This is a genomic window from Flagellimonas algicida (assembly GCF_049629585.1).
In the GTDB taxonomy this organism is placed as follows: Bacteria; Bacteroidota; Bacteroidia; order Flavobacteriales; family Flavobacteriaceae; genus Flagellimonas.
This window is the reverse complement of the sequence record NZ_JBMYIX010000001.1, coordinates 98,729-117,809: the sequence shown is the minus strand read 5'-3', so window position 1 is coordinate 117,809 and position 19,081 is coordinate 98,729. Positions and strand designations below refer to the sequence as shown.

Here is a 19,081-nt window from a genome sequence, read left to right as displayed (position 1 = left end):
CAGTAACAATACTTTTATTAATTTTAGTTGCGAAAAAGAAAGGTATGGACGATAATTTTTCCCCCAGAGTAAAAGATGTTATAGCTTATAGCAAGGAGGAGGCCCTACGTTTGGGCCATGATTTTATTGGTACGGAACATCTGATGCTCGGTCTTTTAAGAGATGGAAACGGCAAGGCCATTAGTATTTTGGATGCCCTTGATGTGGATCTGGACCACCTACGCAGAAAAGTGGAAATTCTTAGTCCTGCAAATCCCACCTCGGGAACCATGCAAAAAGACAAGAAAAACCTGCATCTGACCCGTCAGGCGGAACGTGCATTGAAAACCACTTTCCTAGAGGCCAAACTGTTCCAGAGTTCCTCTATAAACACAGCACACCTGTTGCTCTGCATCCTTAGAAACGAAAACGACCCCACCACAAAATTGCTGCACAAGCTAAAGGTGGACTACGATAATGTAAAAGAGCAGTTCAAATCCATGATTACCAGCGATGATGATTACATAGATTCCCCACAGGCCGAATCCTTTCCCAGCGATCCTGATGAAGGAGGGGATTCCAAGGAAAGTACATTCGGTTCCAGCTCATCCCAAAAGGGAAGCAAAAAATCCAAAACCCCGGTTCTGGACAATTTTGGAAGGGACCTTACCCGTTTGGCCGAGGAAAATAAATTGGACCCGGTTGTGGGAAGGGAAAAGGAAATTGAGCGTGTATCCCAGATTTTGAGCCGTAGGAAAAAGAACAACCCCCTACTCATTGGAGAACCGGGAGTGGGAAAAAGTGCCATTGCCGAAGGTTTGGCCCTGCGCATCATCAACAAAAAAGTATCCCGTATCCTGTACAACAAGCGTGTTGTGACCTTGGATTTGGCATCATTGGTAGCAGGAACCAAATACCGCGGACAGTTTGAAGAACGTATGAAGGCGGTAATGAACGAGCTTGAAAAAAATGACGACATTATCCTCTTCATAGACGAGATCCACACCATTGTAGGTGCCGGTGGCGCTACAGGAAGTTTGGATGCCTCGAACATGTTCAAGCCTGCTTTGGCCCGAGGAGAAATTCAATGTATCGGGGCCACCACCCTTGATGAGTATAGACAATATATTGAAAAGGATGGCGCCTTAGAACGTCGTTTCCAAAAGGTAATGGTAGAGCCCACAAGCGTTGAGGAGACCATTGAAATCCTGATGAACATCAAAGGCAAGTACGAGGACCACCATAATGTAAACTATACCGATGAGGCCATTGTGGCCTGCGTTAAGTTGACCAATAGGTACATGACGGACCGTTTCTTGCCGGACAAGGCTATAGATGCCTTGGATGAGGCTGGTTCCCGTGTGCACATTGTAAATATGGATGTGCCCAAACAGATTTTGGAACTGGAAAGTCAACTGGAAGACGTTCGTGAGTTGAAGAACAGCGTCGTCAAAAAACAAAAATACGAAGAGGCCGCCAAGCTCCGGGATGACGAGAAACGTCTCGAAAAAGAATTGGCTTCTGCCCAAGAACGTTGGGAAGAAGAAAGCAAACTCCACAGAGAGACCGTAAGTGAGGACAATGTAGCCGATGTGGTTTCCATGATGAGTGGCATTCCCGTGAACCGAATAGCACAGACCGAGAGCAACAAATTGGCCAAATTGCCCGATTTGATCAAAGGTTTTGTTATTGGACAGGATGAGGCCGTTGCCAAAGTGGCCAAGGCCATCCAACGTAACCGCGCCGGGTTGAAAGACCCCAACAAACCCATTGGCTCATTTATTTTCTTGGGTCAGACAGGGGTTGGTAAAACCCAATTGGCCAAAATTCTTGCCAAGGAACTCTTTGATTCCGAGGATGCGCTTATCCGAATAGACATGAGCGAATACATGGAAAAATTCGCCATTTCCCGATTGGTGGGAGCACCTCCCGGGTATGTAGGATACGAAGAAGGTGGTCAGTTGACCGAAAAAGTACGTCGTAAGCCATATTCCGTTATTCTCTTGGATGAGGTTGAAAAGGCCCACCCAGATGTCTTTAATATGCTGTTGCAAGTATTGGACGATGGTTTCTTGACGGACAGTCTCGGTAGAAAAATCGATTTTAGGAATACCATCATCATCATGACCTCCAATATTGGCGCTCGCCAGTTGAAGGACTTTGGACAAGGTGTCGGTTTTGGTACTGCTGCCAAAAAAGCGCAGGAAGACAGCCATCAGAAAAGCGTTATCGAAAGCGCACTGAAAAAGGCTTTTGCCCCCGAGTTCCTTAACCGTATTGATGATGTAATTGTCTTCAATCCTTTGGAAAAAGAGGATATCCACAAAATCATTGATATTGAATTGGACAAGCTGTACAAGCGAATCAAGGATATTGGTTACGTATTGAGTCTTACGGACAAAGCCAAGGATTATATAGCCGATAAAGGTTTTGACAAGCAGTATGGGGCCAGACCTCTTAAACGGGCCATCCAAAAATATATTGAGGACGCCCTTGCAGAGGAAATCGTAAACTCCAAACTGGAAGAAGGAGACAGCATCTTTATGGATTTGGATGAAAAGAAAGAAGAACTCACCATCAAAATAAAGAAAACGGAAAAATCTCCGGAAGCCGAAAAATAAAATGAAAGTTACAAATCAAAAAAAGCTGACAATTGTCAGCTTTTTTTATACCCCAATATTACCATACAAACGATATTTGCGCTTTTAATCTAATATTTTTCACCCCCCCTCCCTTTCAATATATTTTCGCCTTGAGACACTATAACTTTTTGGGGAATGAAATTTACTTCTACAAAGAAGACCATAGTGGTACGAGAGTACCAATTGGACATAGGATCGGTACAGGTCTTTGACAACTACATGGTCGCAACCTTTGACGAAGGTGCCACGGTTACGCTGGAACGTGCCTATCAAATCATCGGGATTTCTGAAATACATTTCAGGGACAGGGAATTTGGCTATATCAGCCTTCGGAAAAATTCCTATGCCGTGGATCCCACCATCTACAATTACTTAAGGGGATTGGAAAACCTAAAGGCCTTTGCCATCGTTTCCAAAAAAGAGATAGATATGCACAACTTCAAAATAGAAAAGCTTTTCTATAAGAAGCCTATGGAGTTCTTCATTGAGTTTGAAAATGCCTTGGCATGGGTGAAGAAAAGAATCAAACCAAAAAAAATAAAGGATTCCTAATTTACCCTTGATCTTTTTCTTCCGCTTCTGGAGGGCTCAAAATTTCCACATAGGCCCTGCCAATTGAGTCTACCATATCCGATGCCTTTAGGGCCTCATACCCTTTTTGCGAAGCACTGATGTCGCCCGCCAAGCCATGCAGATAAACCCCAAAAATAGCGGCTTCCAACGATGTATAGCCCTGGGCCATTAGCCCTGTTACCATTCCCGTAAGGACATCTCCACTGCCCGCAGTGGCCATTCCCGGGTTGCCCGTAGTATTCACATACCCCTTCCCTTTGTACAGGGTTATGGTATGCGCCCCTTTGATTACCAGAACAATATCATGGTCGATTGAAAATGCCTTTGCTTTTTCCAATTTTTCAAAATCATCCTTCCAAGTACCGATCAACCGCTCCAACTCTTTGGGATGTGGTGTAAAGATGGACTGTGGGGGAACATCCTTTAACATGCCTGGGTTAACCGCCAAAATATTGAGCCCATCAGCATCCACCACCAAAGGAGCCTCCACTTTTTTCAAAAAATCTTTGAACGCCTTTACCGTCTGTTCCTGCGCTCCCAGCCCCATCCCTATTCCGATTACTTTAGGTGTAAATGGCATATTGATTTCGGTAATGCAATGCTCATCAATATCCGTTAAGACCATTACCTCGGGCACTGCCGTTTGAAGGGAATGATAACCACATTGCGGCACAAAGGCCGTTACCAATCCCGCACCAGAGGACAAACAAGCATTACTGGCCAATTGTACCGCTCCAATTTTACCATAACTACCTCCAATAATCATGGCATGACCATAAGTTCCCTTATGGGAAAATTTTAATCTAGGTCGATATAGCGACACTATTTGATGCCTCCCAACCAATTCATAATCAGCCTCTTCGCGGGTTAAAAATTCAGGATCCAATCCAATATCCAGAATTTCCCACTGGTTCAGATAAACACCCGTGTCTGGTAGAAAAAAAGCCAATTTAGGCACTTGAAAACTAAGGACATAACTCGCCTCTATAACATACTTTGGGTTCCATGGCGCCCTATCCATCGGTAATCCTGAAGGAACATCCACGGACAATACAAAGGCTTGGGACGCATTTATATGCCCAATCAATCGGCCTACCCAATCATCTGGTGAGCGATTCAAACCAATTCCAAAAATAGCATCCACCACAATGTCGTTTGGTGAGATTTCGGGCAAATCACTTTCTGCATTGATGAAATCCGGCCAAATCTTCCGGTCTTTTAACCGTTCCAAGTTCAACAGAAAATCCTTGGACCGTTTTTCACTGTAATTCACCACATGCACTGTAATGGCATATCCATGTTCTTGAAGATGCCTGGCCAAGGCTATTCCATCCCCTCCATTATTGCCTATCCCACAAAACAATTGAATGTTCACACTGGTGCCCCGTAATCGGGCATGTATCCATTCAAAAATTTTGGTGGCAGCCTGCTCCATGAGAACATCGCTGGTAATTTGCTGTTTTTCTATTGTGAATTTATCAGCTTGATAGATTTGCTGGGCAGAAAAAATTTTCATTCAACACAAAAATTTGATTATTTGTACGGATTTCGCAAAAACGACCAGAATCATTTGACGAAGTTCCCAAAAGTACTACTTTTATCACCTCATTATTGAACAATGCAAATTAAACAAACGGATAGTAATCTTATTACAATGGAAACCACTCCATCTATCTTCACTTTGATTACCACCACCCCTTTGGGGTAAATCTGCTATATATCATCCGTCCGTTTTTTTAATCCATTTTACAACGTTTTACATTTTTTTTCATCATGAAAGTCTTAAAATTTGGTGGCACTTCAGTAGCCAATCCAGAAAATATACGCAAGGTCAAGTCCATCGTACAGAACCTTGAGGGCCGTAATTCCGCAGTAGTGGTATCCGCATTTGGCGGGATTACAGACCTACTCCTAAATACCTTAAAATTGGCCTCGGACCAAGATGTGGCCTACAAGGAGTCCCTGCAAGAAATAGAAAACCGGCACCTCAATGCCATTAAGGAACTCATTCCCGTGCAACATCAAAGTGCGGTTTTGAGCAAGGTTAAAAGCGACCTCAACGTATTGGAAACGCTATTGGAAGGTTCCTTTTTAATTGGGGAGGTCACCCAAAAACTCTCTGATAAAATTGTAAGTTATGGCGAATTGCTTTCTGCTTACATCATCAGTGAATTCTTTAAGGCAGAGGGGCTGGATGCCATTTTTAAGGATAGCCGTGAGCTTATCATTACGGATGATAATTACGGTAAGGCCAATGTTGATTTTGAAAAGACCCATGCCAATTGCCACGCCTTCTTTAAAGCTAACAATCATAAGGTAGTTTTACTCCCTGGATTTGTGGCTTCAAGTGATTCTGGGGACTCAACTACTTTGGGCAGGGGTGGTTCGGATTATACCGCTGCCATCATTGCTGCGGCGGAACAAGTGGACCTTCTTGAAATCTGGACTGATGTGAGTGGAATGTATACCGCCAACCCAAAATTGGTGAAACAGGCCAAGTGCATTTCGCATATCAGTTATGAGGAGGCCATGGAACTTTCCCATTTTGGGGCAAAAGTCCTCTATCCCCCAACCATTCAACCCGTGTTGGGCAAGGGCATCCCTATTGCCATCAAAAACACGTTTGATCCTGAAAACCCTGGAACACTCATTGCCAAAAACAACAATGGCAATGGCAAGACGGTTCGGGGCATCAGCCATGTGGGCAATATTTGCCTGCTCTCTTTGGAGGGCTCCGGTATGATCGGTATCCCAGGAATCTCCAAACGCTTTTTTGAGACCCTGTCCCTTAAAAACATCAGTGTTGTCCTGATTACCCAAGCCTCATCGGAACATTCCATATGCGTGGGTATTTCGGACGAAGACGCCCAAAAAGCGGAAAAGGCCGTCAATGAAGCTTTTGAATATGAGATGGCCACCAAAAAGATAAAGCCCGTGATTGTTGAGAAAGACCTTACCATTGTGGCTTTGGTGGGCGACAATATGAAAAGTCATCAAGGGTTGAGCGGAAAAATGTTCAGCACTTTGGGCAAAAACAACGTAAATATCAGGGCGATTGCACAAGGTGCATCAGAACGAAATATTTCTGCGGTAATCCGAAAAGAAGATGTAAAAAAAGCCCTAAACTCTTTGCACGAGACCTTTTTCGAGGAAAACACCAAACAGCTCAATCTATTTGTCATGGGAGTGGGAAATGTAGGCTCCAAATTCCTGGAGCAAATCCAGCAACAGAAAAAATACCTGAAAGATGAGCTTAAACTCAATGTTCGGGTCATTGGTATCAGCAACTCCAGAAACATGGTTTTCGATGAAGGTGGAATTGCCCTAAAAGATTGGAAAAACCTTTTGGACCAAGGCGAGAAAGCGGACAAGCAAGCATTTTTTGACCGTGTAAAATCCCTGAACTATCGCAATAGTGTCTTTGTGGACAATACGGCCAATGCCGAGGTATCCAAAAGCTATCCCGACTATTTGCGGAACAGCATCTCCGTGGTTACCTGCAACAAGATTGCCTGTTCTTCCGACTATGCCTATTACAAGGATTTAAAACAGCTTGCCAAAAAGTATAACGCTCCATTTTTGTTTGAGACCAATGTAGGGGCCGGTCTTCCCATTATTGATACCCTAAAGCATTTAATTGCCTCTGGGGATAAAGTGAAAAAGATACAAGCCGTACTTTCAGGGAGTCTCAACTTTGTGTTCAACACCTTCAACGATACGGTCACGTTCCACGACGTAGTACTAGAGGCACAGGAACAAGGGTACACAGAGCCCGACCCTACCATTGACCTCAGCGGAATCGATGTAATGCGAAAAATCTTGATCTTGGCGCGGGAGAGTGGGTATCAATTGGATATTGAGGATATCGAAAACGAAGCCTTTTTGCCCAAGGAAAGCTTGGAGACCAATTCCAATGAGGCATTTTTTGAGTCCTTGAAAAAGTACGAAGCAGATTTTCAAAAAATGTATAAGGACGCAGCGGATGCGGACTGTAAGCTCAAATATGTGGCCCAGTTTGAAGAAGGTAAGGCCAAGGTAGGTCTTCAAAAAATACCAAAGGGACACGATTTTTATAATTTGGAAGGAAGTGACAACATTGTATTGTTCTTTACGGAACGATATCCCAACCAACCTTTGATCATAAAAGGGGCCGGAGCAGGTGCAGATGTTACCGCTTCAGGTATCTTTGCGGATATTATCAGAATTGGAAACTATTGATCATGGAAGAAATCAAAGTTTTTTGTCCGGCCACCATTGCCAATGTTTCCTGTGGTTTTGACGTACTTGGTCTGGCCCTGGATTCGGTTGGGGATGAAATGGTAGTTCGGAAAATCCCTGAAAAGGAAATCCGTATTACCAAGATCATCGGTCAGGATTTACCCTTGGAGACCGAGAAAAATGTTTCTGGTGTAGCGGGTTTGGCCCTTTTGGAGAAGAGTGATTATGAAGGTGGTTTTGAGATTGAAATCGACAAACGCATAAAACCGGGCAGTGGCATTGGAAGTAGTGCAGCCAGTTCGGCAGGTGCCGTTTGGGCCATGAACGAGCTCTTGGGAAGACCCTTTTCCAAATTGGAATTGGTACAATTTGCCATGGAAGGTGAAAAATTGGCCAGTGATGTGGCCCACGCAGACAATGTGGCTCCTGCCATTTATGGCGGTTTTACCTTGGTGCGGAGTTATGCCCCTTTGGACATTGTTCCCATTCCCACCCCGGATGAACTTTTTGCCACGGTGATCCATCCGCAGATTGAAATAAAGACTTCGGATTCCAGAAAAATATTGAAGACCACTATTTCCCTCGAAAAGGGAATCAAACAATGGGGCAATTTGGGCGGGTTGGTTGCCGGACTGTTTCAGAATGATTATGATCTCATCGGGCGTTCCCTTGAGGACCATATTGTGGAACCCATCCGATCTATATTGATCCCCGCTTTTGACGATATCAAAACCAATGCGATGGATGCCGGGGCATTGGGATGTGGTATCTCTGGATCGGGCCCTTCCATCTTTGCCTTGAGCCAAGGGGAAAACACTGCCCAAAATGTTGCAAAATCCATGGAGGAAACCTACCAAACCATTGGGGTTCCATTTGACATCCATATCTCAAAGGTCAATATCCATGGCGTAAAAAAATTAGGATAGAACATGAAATTTTATAGTTTAAACGACTCCCAAATAAAGGCCACTTTCAAAGAAGCCGTGATAGCAGGCATTGCCCCGGACAAAGGATTATACTTTCCGGAACGCATAACGCCCCTACCGACGGATTTTTTTGAACATATCGATGAACTTTCCCATCATGAAATCGCATTCCGGGCCATCCATCAATTTGTAAGTGATGATATTCCGGATACGATCTTAAAGGAAATCATTGCCAATACTTTGGATTTTGATTTTCCCGTGGTGGATATCGAAGAAAATGTGGGTACACTTGAACTGTTCCATGGCCCCACCATGGCTTTCAAGGATGTGGGTGCACGGTTCATGGCCAACTGTTTGGGGTATTTTTCCCAAGGTGAAACCACAGAAGTCACTGTATTGGTAGCTACCTCTGGGGATACCGGTGGAGCCGTGGCCAATGGCTTCTTGGGGGTTGATGGTGTAAACGTGGTCATCTTATACCCAAGCGGTAAGGTAAGTGACATTCAGGAAAAGCAATTGACCACTCTAGGGCAGAACATTGTAGCCATGGAAGTAAATGGCACTTTTGATGATTGCCAGCGTATGGTAAAGACAGCCTTTTTGGATGCTGGAATCACCGATCATAAAAAACTTACATCGGCCAATAGTATCAATATAGCCCGATGGTTGCCCCAACTGTTCTACTTCCTGTTTGCTTACAAAGAAGCCAAATCCAAAGGGAATGAAATTGTATTTTCAGTACCTTCTGGAAACTTTGGAAATATATGCGCAGGAATGGTCGCTCAAAAACTGGGGATGCCCGTTAAGCATTTTGTGGCCTCGACCAATGTGAACAATGTAGTGCCTAAATTCATGCAAAAAGGGGTATATGAACCCATGCCTTCCATTGCCACCATATCCAATGCCATGGATGTGGGAGACCCCAGCAATTTTGTCCGTATCCGGCATTTGTATCAAGACGATTTAGCCACGCTTCAGGAATATCTTTCTTCCTACTCCTTTACCGATCAAGAGACCAAAACAGCCATGAAAGAAGTGCATGCCCAAACGGGATATGTTATGGACCCGCATGGGGCCGTTGGCTATTTGGGATTGAAGGAATTTCAAAAAACCCATCCGAATACCTTTGGTATTTTCTTGGAAACGGCACACCCGGTAAAGTTCTTGGACGTAGTTGAGGAAACGCTTGGGTTAAGTCCAGAAATTCCTGCCCAAATCCAAAAAGTTATGGACAAGGAAAAGCATTCCATCCTCATAAAAACATACGAAGACCTTAAAAGCTATTTGTTGGGTGAAAACTAATCCAACTCCGGAAGTTTAAAATCATCCAAGGGACTGGGTTGTTTCATCATGGCCTCGATGGCCTCCGTGGTTCTTGGCGCCATTGCCGATAGATTGACCGGGCCATTTTCGGTGATCAGAATATCATCTTCTATGCGCACGGCGATGCCCCACCATTTTTTGTCGCACTTGCTTCCTTCTGGAATATAAACCCCGGGCTCAACCGTAATGACCGAGTTGGGCCTAAGGGCTCCGTAAGTGCCCGCATCGTGGACATCCAATCCAAGGTAATGTGATGTCCCATGCGGAAAATAAATCCTAGCTTCATTTTCGTCTTTGGTAATCCCCAAATCCATTAAGCGTTGCGCCACTACTTCATATGACGCCAAATGTGGTTCGCGAAAAGAAGCTCCCACCATACTGGCTTTTATGCCCGCTTCTTGGGCATCATAGACGATGTCATAAATTGCTTTTTGTTCCGGTGTGAATTTTCCATTGGCAGGAATGGTACGGGTCACATCGGCGGTATAGCCGTGATATTCCGCACCCAAATCCATCAACACCAAATCATTGCCCACCTTAGTCTTGTTGTTTTCAATATAATGAAGAATACAACCATTGTTTCCACCTCCCACGATGGAAGGATAGCCTTCGTACTCCGCACCGTACTTCTTGTACACGTACTCGTGAACGCCTTGAATCTCGGTTTCGGACATATTGGGGTGCATGGCCTTCATCACCTCAATTTGGCCCACCGATGAAATTTCAACGGCCTTCTTTAAAAGTTTGATCTCCTCAGGGGTCTTTACCTCCCTTAGTTTAGCCATGGCCATGGACAGTACCCTGGAATCCAAATTGCTTTCGCTTTGGACCACCAAAACCGTATTCTTGATTTCTTTACGTAAATCATCATTTGCGGCATTCACGTAACCATTCAACAAGGCATCATCCTTTAACTCGGGGTCCCGTGCCAAGGCCCTTTTAATGGTCGCAGCCAAATTTCTACTGTTGGCATCATCCGCATCAGATATCATGGCGTACAATTGATTTCTGGTAGGATTGTAATTGGAGGGATAATTGGCCTTTTCCTTGAAGGTCTTAATAAGGTCGAACAAATCCGCATTGCCCGATTTATCCCGATAATCGTTATGAAAATCTTCAAAGGAAACCATATCAAACTTTGAAAAATCCAACGGGAACTCCTCAAATTCCTTCCCATTAAAAACCATATCAAAACCCAGCTTTTCCTTTACACCTTCAACGCCCAAACGCTTTCCTGTCCATTGCTCGGCCTGCGGGTCCCGCTCCTGGACATAGATGATCTCATCAAACTTTTTTCCTGAGGCACCTGTCTGTGTTTCAGAAAAAAGCACGAGTACCGCATTGGGCTCGTGATATCCTGTGAGGTAGTAAAAGTTAGGGTCTTGGTGGTACACATAATCCACATCATTGGCCCGATTCCGCTCTGCATTGGCAAAAAGTACCACAGCTGTATTGGGCGGTAACAATTTCCTCAACTCATCCCTTCGTTGTTTATGAAAATCGGCCTGTAAAAAATCCTTGGGGGTATCCTGAGAGGTCATTCCCCACACAAATAGGAGTGCGGAGAGAAAAGTCAATACGGTCTTTTGCATGTAATTATGTTTCGTCCAAAATACAAATATTTATAAAAATCATAAGATTGGAATGCAAGAGTATCCCTAATTAATTCTATACATTTGCCATGCAAAAAATGACGTCCATGAAAAATACCGCACTTACCAAAACGCATGAAGCACTAGGGGCGAAAATGGTCCCTTTTGCGGGGTACAACATGCCTGTCTCTTACGAAGGAGTCAATATTGAACACCAAACCGTTCGGGAGAGCGTAGGGGTATTTGACGTCTCCCATATGGGTGAGTTTTTGATCGAAGGACCCAAAGCTTTGGACCTTATCCAAAAAGTAAGCTCCAATGATGCTTCCAAGCTCACCATTGGCAAAGCACAATATAGCTGTATGCCCAATGAGACCGGTGGCATTGTGGACGATTTGATCGTATACCGCATCAAGGAGGAAACCTATCTTTTGGTGGTCAATGCTTCCAATATTCAAAAGGATTGGAACCATATTTCAAAATACAACGAAGCCATAGGAGCGGATATGCGCGATCTTTCGGACGACTATTCGCTTTTGGCCATTCAAGGACCTAAAGCCGTGGAGGCCATGCAATCGCTATCTTCCGTAGACCTCTCTGCCATTAACTTTTACAATTTTGTGGTAGGTGACTTTGCCGGGATAGAACATGTGATCATTTCGGCTACGGGATATACCGGTTCCGGCGGATTTGAAATCTACTGCAAGAATTCCGAAGTACAACAGGTGTGGGACCAAGTGTTGGAAGCGGGAGCCGCTTATGGCATCAAACCCATAGGTTTGGCTGCACGTGATACCCTTCGGTTGGAAATGGGGTATTGCCTCTATGGCAATGATATTGATGACACCACCTCCCCACTCGAGGCCGGACTGGGCTGGATCACCAAATTCACCAAGGATTTTGTGAACAGCGAGGCCCTTGCCAAAGAAAAGGAAGAGGGGTCGAAACGAAAACTCATCGCTTTTCAAATGGAGGAAAGGGGAATTCCCAGAAACGGATACCCCATTTTGGATGCCGATGGCAATGAAATAGGAAAAGTGACCTCGGGCACCATGTCCCCTTCCCTATCCAAAGGAATAGGTTTGGGCTATGTTCCTGTTGAACATTCCAAAATAGACCAACCCATCCATATTCAAATCCGCATCAACAAGGTGCCGGCTACCATTGTAAAGTTGCCTTTTTATAAACCCTCATCATAACGTTTGGACAAAAAGAAGATACTCATATTGGGAGCAAGCGGTTTTGTGGGCAATGCCATCTATAAGGAACTCTGCTCCTATTTTGATACGTATGGCACCTATTGCTCCAATACTTCCTTTGCCTCCAACAAACAATTTTATAAGTATGATCTGCAGGAGGACGATATTTTCAGGGTGCTTGAGAAAGTACATCCAGATGTGATCATTTCCGCATTGAGAGGAAACTTTGGGGCACAGGTCCAAGCGCATCAACACCTCATGGAGTATCTGATGAACAGCAAGGCCAAGCTGTACTTTATTTCATCGGCCAATGTTTTTGATGCTTACAGTAAGTTTCCTTCCTATGAATTTGACAAGACGCTTTCCGTAAGTGTTTATGGCCGCCTTAAAATAAAGATCGAAAACATGATGATGCGATTGCCCAAACAGAAAACCGCCATATTGAGGGTTCCCATGGTGTTTGGCAATACCTCTCCCCGAGTCAGGGAAATTAAAACGAACTTGGAGAACCATGAGGCCATTGAAGTATTCCCCAACCTCATCATCAATGTGACCAATGACGACCGATTGACCCAACAAATCCATTATCTCATCAACAGGAACAAAACCGGGATTTTTCATTTGGGCAGTAGGGACCTTATCCACCATGAAGAATTCGTTAGGGACATTATAAAGCGTATGGGAAATTACCACCCGTTGATCAAGCGGGTGTACACCACCAATGAAGATCGCTATTTGGCCGCCCTTCCGAAGGACAATCCATTACCCAAGAATCTGATGGTGAGTTGTCAGGAAATCATTGACCACCACATTCCAGTGGACTGATAAAGCTTTCTTTTTCTTTGGTTATTTTTTGAATAAACTATAAAACGCAAAAAAATATGCTTATTTTTAAGTGCGTCAATAGTGACCTTCCAACCTAAATAACCAACACTGTGAGTAAACGTAATTTTTTTGCCGTTCTGGCCCTGATAGGGGTTTTCAGTGCTATTGGGCAGAAATCCAAAGAAAATAAAAAATACCCCCCTTGCGATGTATCAGAAATCCCAAGGTATACGGCACAAAAAATAAAAAGTCTAATTACACTGGACGGGAAGCCCGATGAGGAAGTCTGGCAAAAGGCAAAAAAATCAGGAAACTTCAAAGACCTTATTTATGGCAATGAGACCATCCATGAAACCAAAGCTGCAGTGGTTTGGGACGATGAGTATCTGTACGTGGCCTATTGGGTCACCGAACCGGATGTGACCGCCACCTTGACCGAAAGGGACTCGCCCATTTACCAAAATAATGACGTGGAACTATTCGTTGCCGGTGAGGATGCGTACTATGAGTTTGAAATAAATTCGTTCGGCACCATTTACGAGGTGTTCTTTGTTTGGGAAGATGCCTATCTCCCCCAAGGGTATGACAAAGTGCCCAACCTTGGCCCCAACGAAGAGAAAAAAAGGGATTTCAAAGGGGTTGGCTACAGACATCCCAGAGGCAATCGCTATGGCTTTTGGAACTGGGACCTCCAAGGGCTTAAAACTGCCGTGCATGTGGATGGGACCATCAACAAATCTGATGACAGGGACCGGGGATGGACCGTTGAGCTTGCGCTTCCGTGGAGCAGTCTGGACATTTTGACCCGGAACAGTGATAAGACCACCCCTCCAAAAAACGGTGATGAATGGCGAATGGATTTCTCACGCTTCAACCAGTATAAAGAGGCAGAACCGGCTGTGGACTCAGGGGGTTGGGCATGGAGCAGTCATGGTGTGTGGGACTCGCACGTCCCTGAATGTTTTACCTTTATTCAATTTTCAGATACCTATGTCGAAACGCCTTGAACCATCAGAAATTGAGGAACGTCTTGCACAGCTGCAGGGTTGGGAACTTGTGGACGGCTCTATCAGAAAATCGTTCACATTCAAGGATTTCAAAGAAGCCTTTGCAACCATGACCCGTATTGCTTTTGAGTGTGAAAAGATGAACCATCACCCTGATTGGGAAAATGTGTACAATACCCTTGTCATAAAATTGAATACCCATGATGCCGGTGGGGTCACCGAGAAGGATTTTAAACTGGCGCATGCCATTGAGGCTATTTTTGCTTCTTGATCACTGAACTACATTCAACTACTTGACAAGGCTTCTTTTTTTGCTAAATTTGCCACCATCCATAATCAAAATCATATATGGGAAGAGCATTTGAATTTAGAAAAGCACGAAAAATGAAACGTTGGGCAGCAATGTCCAAAGCATTTACCCGAATTGGAAAGGATATTGTCATGGCGGTCAAAGAAGGTGGCCCAGATCCCGATGCCAATTCAAAATTGCGTGCGGTAATTCAGAATGCCAAGGCAGTGAACATGCCCAAGGACAATATTGAACGGGCCATTAAAAGGGCTACCGATAAAAACCAAGGCGATTACAAAGAGGTTTTGTTCGAAGGCTATGCCCCCCATGGGATTGCAATATTGATAGAGACCGCTACGGACAACAATACCCGTACCGTGGCCAACATCCGAAGCTATTTTAATAAATGCAATGGTAGTCTTGGCACTTCGGGTTCGGTGGAGTTCATGTTTGACCACACCTGCAACTTTACCATCAATGGAGAGGGGCTAGATCCAGAGGAACTGGAACTGGAACTGATAGATTTTGGTGCCGAAGAGGTTTTTGTGGATGAGGACGGGATTCATATTTACGCTCCCTTTGAAAATTTTGGGTCCATTCAAAAAGAATTGGAGTCAAGGGAAATCGAAATAATTTCCTCGGGTTTTGAGCGTATTCCGCAAGTGACCAAGGAGCTTTCCGAGGAAGAAGTTGCCGATGTGGAAAAACTATTGGAGAAAATTGAGGAGGACGATGACGTACAGAACGTCTTCCACAGTATGCAGGAATAACTTCAAAAGCTATACTCAGGCACCTTGCCTGTTACTCCTTTGTAGAATTTATGGATTTTCTCAAAATCCTGTTCCTGATTTTCCGTTGGATGGAAGGGTTCGGCAATTTTCACTTCCTTTTTTCCAAAATCAAAGGCCACCATTAGAATCGGGACTTTAGCTTTCTGGGCTATGTGATAAAAACCTGTCCGTAATTTGTCCACTTTTTTTCGGGTGCCTTCCGGGGCAAGGGCAAATCTAAAAACACTTCTCTCGTTAAAAATCTGAACCACTGCGTCCACCGTATTGGAACTTTTGGAACGGTCCACGGGCGCACCTCCTGTCCACCTAAAAAACCATCCAAAAGGTGGCTTGAACAGACTTTTTTTTCCGATATAGTTGATTTCTTGGTTGACTACCTTTCGTACCAACAGTCCCAAGAAAAAGTCCAACCAATGGGTGTGTGGCACTACAATGACCACACATTTATCCAAATCTGGAAACGAACCGTTGAGTTTCCATCCCAAAATCTTGAAGTATATGAATTTGGACAGTTTATGCATTCTTCTTTTAAAGACCCTTGATAGGTATCCAAGGTGTCCTATATTTTTTGATACAAAGCCTGAAGACGTTCCGGGGTCATGATTTTTTTCCAGTCCTCCCCAAGTGCATTTTCCCATAGAGGTTCCATTCCCAAGGAAACATTTACCATGATATCAAAATCATCCTGGGTTAAGTTGGAACACACTCCTTGAGGAAGTTCTATTTGATGTTTTTCCAACATTTGCTTAAAAAGGGCCACTCCCTCTGGATAATATTCTTCCAAGTGTTGAAAGACCAAACAATTTCCTATACCGTGCTTGGTTCCCAAAAGATAGGATAGTCCATAGCTCATGGCATGTGCAATCCCCACTTGGGAGTAGGCAATACTCATTCCTCCGTGCCAAGAGGCCATCATTAACTTGTCCCGTGACTCAGTTTCTGGAATATCTCCCAAAAAGACCTCCTTGCAAAGTTCCATGGCCTTTTCGCCATAACTTTGGCTAAAGGCATTTAAATAGCTTCCGGTCAGCGATTCCACGCAATGAATAAAACAGTCCATCCCCGTATAGAACCATTGTTCCTTGGGTACGGTAACGGCAAGGTCTGGGTCCAAAATCACCTGATCATAGGTGGTATGATCCGAATTGATCCCCAACTTTTTCTCAGGGCCCAATAAAACCGTAGTCCTGGAAACTTCCGCTCCTGTTCCGCTAATGGTCGGAATGCCCACGTGGTAGACCGCTGGCCTACTCACCAAATCCCATCCTTGGTAATCCTTGGCCAATCCTGTATTGTTCAACAAGATGGCCACTGCCTTGGCCAAATCCAAAAGTGTACCCCCTCCTATTCCGATTATCCCGGAAGGAGATTCATCAAATTGTTCCTTTATCCGCGACACCAAGGCATCCACTTGGGCTGTTTTGGGTTCTTCATCCGCAGAAACAAAAATGACTTGGTCGTTGAACATCAAAGGAATGCGCGATACAAAATCCTTATCCTCAAAAAAATCATCCACTAAAAAGATAAAGGGTGCATCTGCATTTTTCCGTTTGGGCAATAAAATATCCTTCAACTGTGAAAAACTACCCTGCCCAAAAACAACCCGGGGTACCATGGGAAAATTTTTATAGGTCTTTATTTTATGTGTTGAAATCGCTTCTTTCTTCAAATCGCTGCTTATCTTCAATATTCTACAAATACTTTAAAATATCCTTGAGACCATTAAGCTTCAAATGGTCGTTCACCTGTTCCGTTTCCGATACCATCTCATGTATCCATGTGGTATGGAAAGGCACATGTACTGCCTTTGCCCCAATATTCAATATAGGCAATACATCGGATTTCAGGGAGTTCCCTATCATCAAAAATTCGTTGACATCAATGTTCAGATGCTCCAACAAATTGCTATAATTAGTTTCCTTTTTCTCACTCAACACCTCCACGTGATGAAAATATTTGGAGAGTCCGGATTTTTCCAATTTTCTTTCTTGATCCAAAAGGTCGCCCTTGGTCAAGACAATCAATCTATACCTTCCCGCGAGTTGGGAAAGCACTTCTTCCACCCCATCCAACAGTTCCACCGGTCTAGCAATCATATTTTTACCCAGATCCAATATTTCCGAAATCGTCCCTTGGGAAATCTTTCCGTTGGACAGGTCCAAAGCGGATTCTATCATGGAAAGCATAAATCCTTTTATACCATATCCGTACAACTCTAGATTATCCATTTCCATTTTGAACAATTCTTGATCCACCTTGTTCTTGGTCTCATACTCTTCCAACAACTCGGCAAAACGCTCCTCGGTTTCCCTAAAATAGGTTTCGTTCACCCAAAGGGTGTCATCCGCGTCAAAACCTATGACCTTTATATTGCTAAAATCTACTTCCATGCTTTATTGGCTCGCTCCAAGTCTTCAGGGGTATCAATTTCTATACCGGTTACATGGGTTTCCACCATTTTTATTTTTTTACCATATTCCAAAAATCGGATGGCCTCTATTTTTTCTTTGGCTTCCAAAGGCAACATGGGCAACCGTTGAAAATCCATCAAAGCTCTTTTTCTAAAGGCATAAATACCCTTGTGTTTGTAATAGGTGGCCTCCACCACTTGGTCCCTTGGATAGGGAATGGGGGAACGGGAAAAATACAGTGCACAATTTTGATTGTCCACAATGACCTTTACCGTGTTGGGGTTAGAAATTTCCTCCCAATCCGTGATTGGTGTCATTAGCGAAGCTAAATCTATTTCTTTTTTTTCATCCTTCCTGAACACGGCAATGATTTTTTCCAAGCTTTCCCCATCTATAAAGGGTTCATCGCCCTGCACATTGATCACGATGTCCACTTCCATATCCACCACAGCCTCTGCTATCCTATCGCTCCCACTTTCGTGCTTTTGTTTGCTCATGATGACCTTACCTCCTATCCCGGAGATAACCTTGGAGATAATGTCGCTATCGGTTACTACATACACTTCATCAAAAAGCCCTGTTTTCACCGCAGCTTCATAGGTTCTAACAATAACCGGCTTGCCCTGGAGGTCCTGCATTAGTTTTGCAGGGAATCTTGAGGCCTGGTACCGGGCCGGTATCATGGAAATTATCTTCACTTCTCTAAAAAATTATTGATTGAGGTTACTTTTTCGGTCGTATTCTTCGGTAGATCCTAAAAATGATCACCAAAATAATGATGACCAGAATGGCCGCAATGGGTGGTGCCAATATGGAGGCGGTTGAAACAGCCACTGCTGCCCCTGTTTCCACTGTGGAGACTACTGGGTTGGCCACTCCACCAGTCGTTGCGGTCGAGGTCATCCTACCGGCTGCATTGGCCCCTTTAATGGCCGTGGCGGTTCCACCTCCAGCAATGATGGCCAAGGTCCAAGTAGTCATTGGGTCCAAGTTGGCCACTGTGGATACCATTACCGCCGTACCGGCAATTCCGGCCAAGGGAACGGCCAAACTGTCCAAGGCATTGTCCACCCACGGAATGAAATATGCAAAAATTTCAACCAAGGTCGCCACCCCTAAGGTGATCAATGCCGCCAAACTGCCGATCCATTGCCAGCTGGCATTGAGTTCCCAAACGTCCAAATAGGCCGCCAAACTAAGGGCAAAAAGGGGTAAAAACACCCTAAACCCAACGGAAGCCGCCAAGCCTATGCCCAAGAAAATACTAATAATGGTATTCGGTTCAATATTCATGTTCTTGTCTAAA

17 protein-coding genes are annotated in these 19,081 nt (G+C 44.3%); 10 read left to right on the top strand and 7 right to left on the bottom strand.

Annotation, left to right across the window (positions count from 1 at the left end; translation table 11 throughout):
• Nucleotides 1-44: 44 nt before the first annotated feature.
• Both ACPD8L_RS00555 and ACPD8L_RS00550 read left to right on the top strand, forming a co-directional pair.
• Entirely contained in the window at nucleotides 45-2,600 is a 2,556-nt protein-coding gene (locus tag ACPD8L_RS00555) for an ATP-dependent Clp protease ATP-binding subunit (protein ID WP_116219219.1), read from the top strand.
• Between the two features lie 156 nt (nucleotides 2,601-2,756).
• Nucleotides 2,757-3,173, top strand: coding sequence for an STAS/SEC14 domain-containing protein (locus tag ACPD8L_RS00550; RefSeq protein ID WP_116219220.1), 417 nt, complete (start codon nucleotides 2,757-2,759; stop codon nucleotides 3,171-3,173).
• A gap of 1 nt (nucleotide 3,174) precedes the next feature.
• Here the strand turns inward: ACPD8L_RS00550 and ACPD8L_RS00545 are convergent, their stop codons facing one another.
• On the bottom strand, nucleotides 3,175-4,710 hold the full coding sequence (locus ACPD8L_RS00545; protein WP_423941143.1) for an NAD(P)H-hydrate dehydratase: 1,536 nt from the start codon (nucleotides 4,708-4,710) through the stop codon (nucleotides 3,175-3,177).
• Between the two features lie 257 nt (nucleotides 4,711-4,967).
• Between ACPD8L_RS00545 and thrA the strand changes: the two genes are divergently transcribed.
• The 3 genes from thrA to thrC are packed head-to-tail and all read left to right on the top strand — an operon-like array spanning nucleotide 4,968 to nucleotide 9,640.
• Complete coding sequence (thrA, locus tag ACPD8L_RS00540) at nucleotides 4,968-7,412, top strand: bifunctional aspartate kinase/homoserine dehydrogenase I (protein WP_423941141.1); 2,445 nt, start codon at nucleotides 4,968-4,970, stop codon at nucleotides 7,410-7,412.
• A gap of 2 nt (nucleotides 7,413-7,414) precedes the next feature.
• The gene (locus tag ACPD8L_RS00535; protein WP_293299705.1) at nucleotides 7,415-8,338 is read left to right on the top strand and encodes a homoserine kinase; all 924 of its coding nucleotides are present in this window, start codon (nucleotides 7,415-7,417) and stop codon (nucleotides 8,336-8,338) included.
• A 3-nt stretch (nucleotides 8,339-8,341) separates the two neighbouring features.
• Complete coding sequence (gene thrC, locus ACPD8L_RS00530; RefSeq protein ID WP_293299703.1) at nucleotides 8,342-9,640, top strand: threonine synthase; 1,299 nt, start codon at nucleotides 8,342-8,344, stop codon at nucleotides 9,638-9,640.
• On the opposite strand, the gene ACPD8L_RS00525 is transcribed toward thrC, so the two are convergent.
• Nucleotides 9,637-11,253 (bottom strand): aminopeptidase P family protein, encoded by a 1,617-nt coding sequence (locus ACPD8L_RS00525; protein ID WP_423941138.1) that lies wholly within the window; start codon nucleotides 11,251-11,253, stop codon nucleotides 9,637-9,639. The genes thrC and ACPD8L_RS00525 overlap by 4 nt on opposite strands.
• A gap of 107 nt (nucleotides 11,254-11,360) precedes the next feature.
• Between ACPD8L_RS00525 and gcvT the strand changes: the two genes are divergently transcribed.
• The 5 genes from gcvT (at nucleotide 11,361) to ACPD8L_RS00500 (ending at nucleotide 15,343) form a co-directional block, all read left to right on the top strand.
• Nucleotides 11,361-12,452 (top strand): glycine cleavage system aminomethyltransferase GcvT, encoded by a 1,092-nt coding sequence (gene gcvT, locus ACPD8L_RS00520; protein ID WP_423941136.1) that lies wholly within the window; start codon nucleotides 11,361-11,363, stop codon nucleotides 12,450-12,452.
• 3 nt (nucleotides 12,453-12,455) lie between these two features.
• The gene (locus ACPD8L_RS00515) at nucleotides 12,456-13,277 is read left to right on the top strand and encodes a sugar nucleotide-binding protein (protein ID WP_421809034.1); all 822 of its coding nucleotides are present in this window, start codon (nucleotides 12,456-12,458) and stop codon (nucleotides 13,275-13,277) included.
• A 110-nt stretch (nucleotides 13,278-13,387) separates the two neighbouring features.
• On the top strand, nucleotides 13,388-14,284 hold the full coding sequence (locus tag ACPD8L_RS00510; protein ID WP_423941133.1) for a carbohydrate-binding family 9-like protein: 897 nt from the start codon (nucleotides 13,388-13,390) through the stop codon (nucleotides 14,282-14,284).
• Nucleotides 14,268-14,555, top strand: a complete 288-nt coding sequence (locus ACPD8L_RS00505) for a 4a-hydroxytetrahydrobiopterin dehydratase (RefSeq protein ID WP_421809033.1) — start codon at nucleotides 14,268-14,270, stop codon at nucleotides 14,553-14,555. The genes ACPD8L_RS00510 and ACPD8L_RS00505 overlap by 17 nt, the downstream gene beginning before the upstream one ends.
• A gap of 77 nt (nucleotides 14,556-14,632) precedes the next feature.
• A complete protein-coding gene (locus ACPD8L_RS00500; RefSeq protein WP_293299691.1) occupies nucleotides 14,633-15,343 on the top strand; it encodes a YebC/PmpR family DNA-binding transcriptional regulator in 711 nt (236 codons plus the stop codon).
• Nucleotides 15,344-15,345: 2 nt separating this feature from the next.
• Here the strand turns inward: ACPD8L_RS00500 and ACPD8L_RS00495 are convergent, their stop codons facing one another.
• The 5 genes from ACPD8L_RS00495 to ACPD8L_RS00475 all read right to left on the bottom strand — a co-directional run bounded on the left by ACPD8L_RS00495 (nucleotide 15,346) and on the right by ACPD8L_RS00475 (nucleotide 19,068).
• Nucleotides 15,346-15,885 (bottom strand): lysophospholipid acyltransferase family protein, encoded by a 540-nt coding sequence (locus tag ACPD8L_RS00495; protein WP_293299689.1) that lies wholly within the window; start codon nucleotides 15,883-15,885, stop codon nucleotides 15,346-15,348.
• 38 nt (nucleotides 15,886-15,923) lie between these two features.
• A complete protein-coding gene (locus tag ACPD8L_RS00490) occupies nucleotides 15,924-16,979 on the bottom strand; it encodes an iron-containing alcohol dehydrogenase family protein (RefSeq protein WP_423941129.1) in 1,056 nt (351 codons plus the stop codon).
• 76 nt (nucleotides 16,980-17,055) lie between these two features.
• Nucleotides 17,056-17,754: an HAD family hydrolase gene (locus ACPD8L_RS00485; RefSeq protein ID WP_116219230.1), complete on the bottom strand. Its 699-nt coding sequence runs from the start codon at nucleotides 17,752-17,754 to the stop codon at nucleotides 17,056-17,058.
• The gene (gene kdsB / locus ACPD8L_RS00480; protein ID WP_293304764.1) at nucleotides 17,745-18,458 is read right to left on the bottom strand and encodes a 3-deoxy-manno-octulosonate cytidylyltransferase; all 714 of its coding nucleotides are present in this window, start codon (nucleotides 18,456-18,458) and stop codon (nucleotides 17,745-17,747) included. The genes ACPD8L_RS00485 and kdsB overlap by 10 nt, the downstream gene beginning before the upstream one ends.
• A 40-nt stretch (nucleotides 18,459-18,498) precedes the next feature.
• Nucleotides 18,499-19,068 (bottom strand): DUF4126 domain-containing protein, encoded by a 570-nt coding sequence (locus ACPD8L_RS00475; RefSeq protein ID WP_116219232.1) that lies wholly within the window; start codon nucleotides 19,066-19,068, stop codon nucleotides 18,499-18,501.
• Between the last annotated feature and the right edge of the window lie 13 nt (nucleotides 19,069-19,081).

What these genes read in the sequence shown, in the direction of transcription:
- ACPD8L_RS00555 (WP_116219219.1), top strand. Translation starts at nt 45, where the DNA reads ATGGACGATAATTTTTCCCCCAGAGTAAAAGATGTTATAGCTTATAGC.
- ACPD8L_RS00550 (WP_116219220.1), top strand. Translation starts at nt 2,757, where the DNA reads ATGAAATTTACTTCTACAAAGAAGACCATAGTGGTACGAGAGTACCAA.
- ACPD8L_RS00545 (WP_423941143.1), bottom strand. Translation starts at nt 4,710, where the DNA reads ATGAAAATTTTTTCTGCCCAGCAAATCTATCAAGCTGATAAATTCACA.
- thrA (WP_423941141.1), top strand. Translation starts at nt 4,968, where the DNA reads ATGAAAGTCTTAAAATTTGGTGGCACTTCAGTAGCCAATCCAGAAAAT.
- ACPD8L_RS00535 (WP_293299705.1), top strand. Translation starts at nt 7,415, where the DNA reads ATGGAAGAAATCAAAGTTTTTTGTCCGGCCACCATTGCCAATGTTTCC.
- thrC (WP_293299703.1), top strand. Translation starts at nt 8,342, where the DNA reads ATGAAATTTTATAGTTTAAACGACTCCCAAATAAAGGCCACTTTCAAA.
- ACPD8L_RS00525 (WP_423941138.1), bottom strand. Translation starts at nt 11,253, where the DNA reads ATGCAAAAGACCGTATTGACTTTTCTCTCCGCACTCCTATTTGTGTGG.
- gcvT (WP_423941136.1), top strand. Translation starts at nt 11,361, where the DNA reads ATGAAAAATACCGCACTTACCAAAACGCATGAAGCACTAGGGGCGAAA.
- ACPD8L_RS00505 (WP_421809033.1), top strand. Translation starts at nt 14,268, where the DNA reads ATGTCGAAACGCCTTGAACCATCAGAAATTGAGGAACGTCTTGCACAG.
- ACPD8L_RS00500 (WP_293299691.1), top strand. Translation starts at nt 14,633, where the DNA reads ATGGGAAGAGCATTTGAATTTAGAAAAGCACGAAAAATGAAACGTTGG.
- ACPD8L_RS00495 (WP_293299689.1), bottom strand. Translation starts at nt 15,885, where the DNA reads ATGCATAAACTGTCCAAATTCATATACTTCAAGATTTTGGGATGGAAA.
- ACPD8L_RS00490 (WP_423941129.1), bottom strand. Translation starts at nt 16,979, where the DNA reads ATGGTACCCCGGGTTGTTTTTGGGCAGGGTAGTTTTTCACAGTTGAAG.
- ACPD8L_RS00485 (WP_116219230.1), bottom strand. Translation starts at nt 17,754, where the DNA reads ATGGAAGTAGATTTTAGCAATATAAAGGTCATAGGTTTTGACGCGGAT.
- kdsB (WP_293304764.1), bottom strand. Translation starts at nt 18,458, where the DNA reads ATGATACCGGCCCGGTACCAGGCCTCAAGATTCCCTGCAAAACTAATG.
- ACPD8L_RS00475 (WP_116219232.1), bottom strand. Translation starts at nt 19,068, where the DNA reads ATGAATATTGAACCGAATACCATTATTAGTATTTTCTTGGGCATAGGC.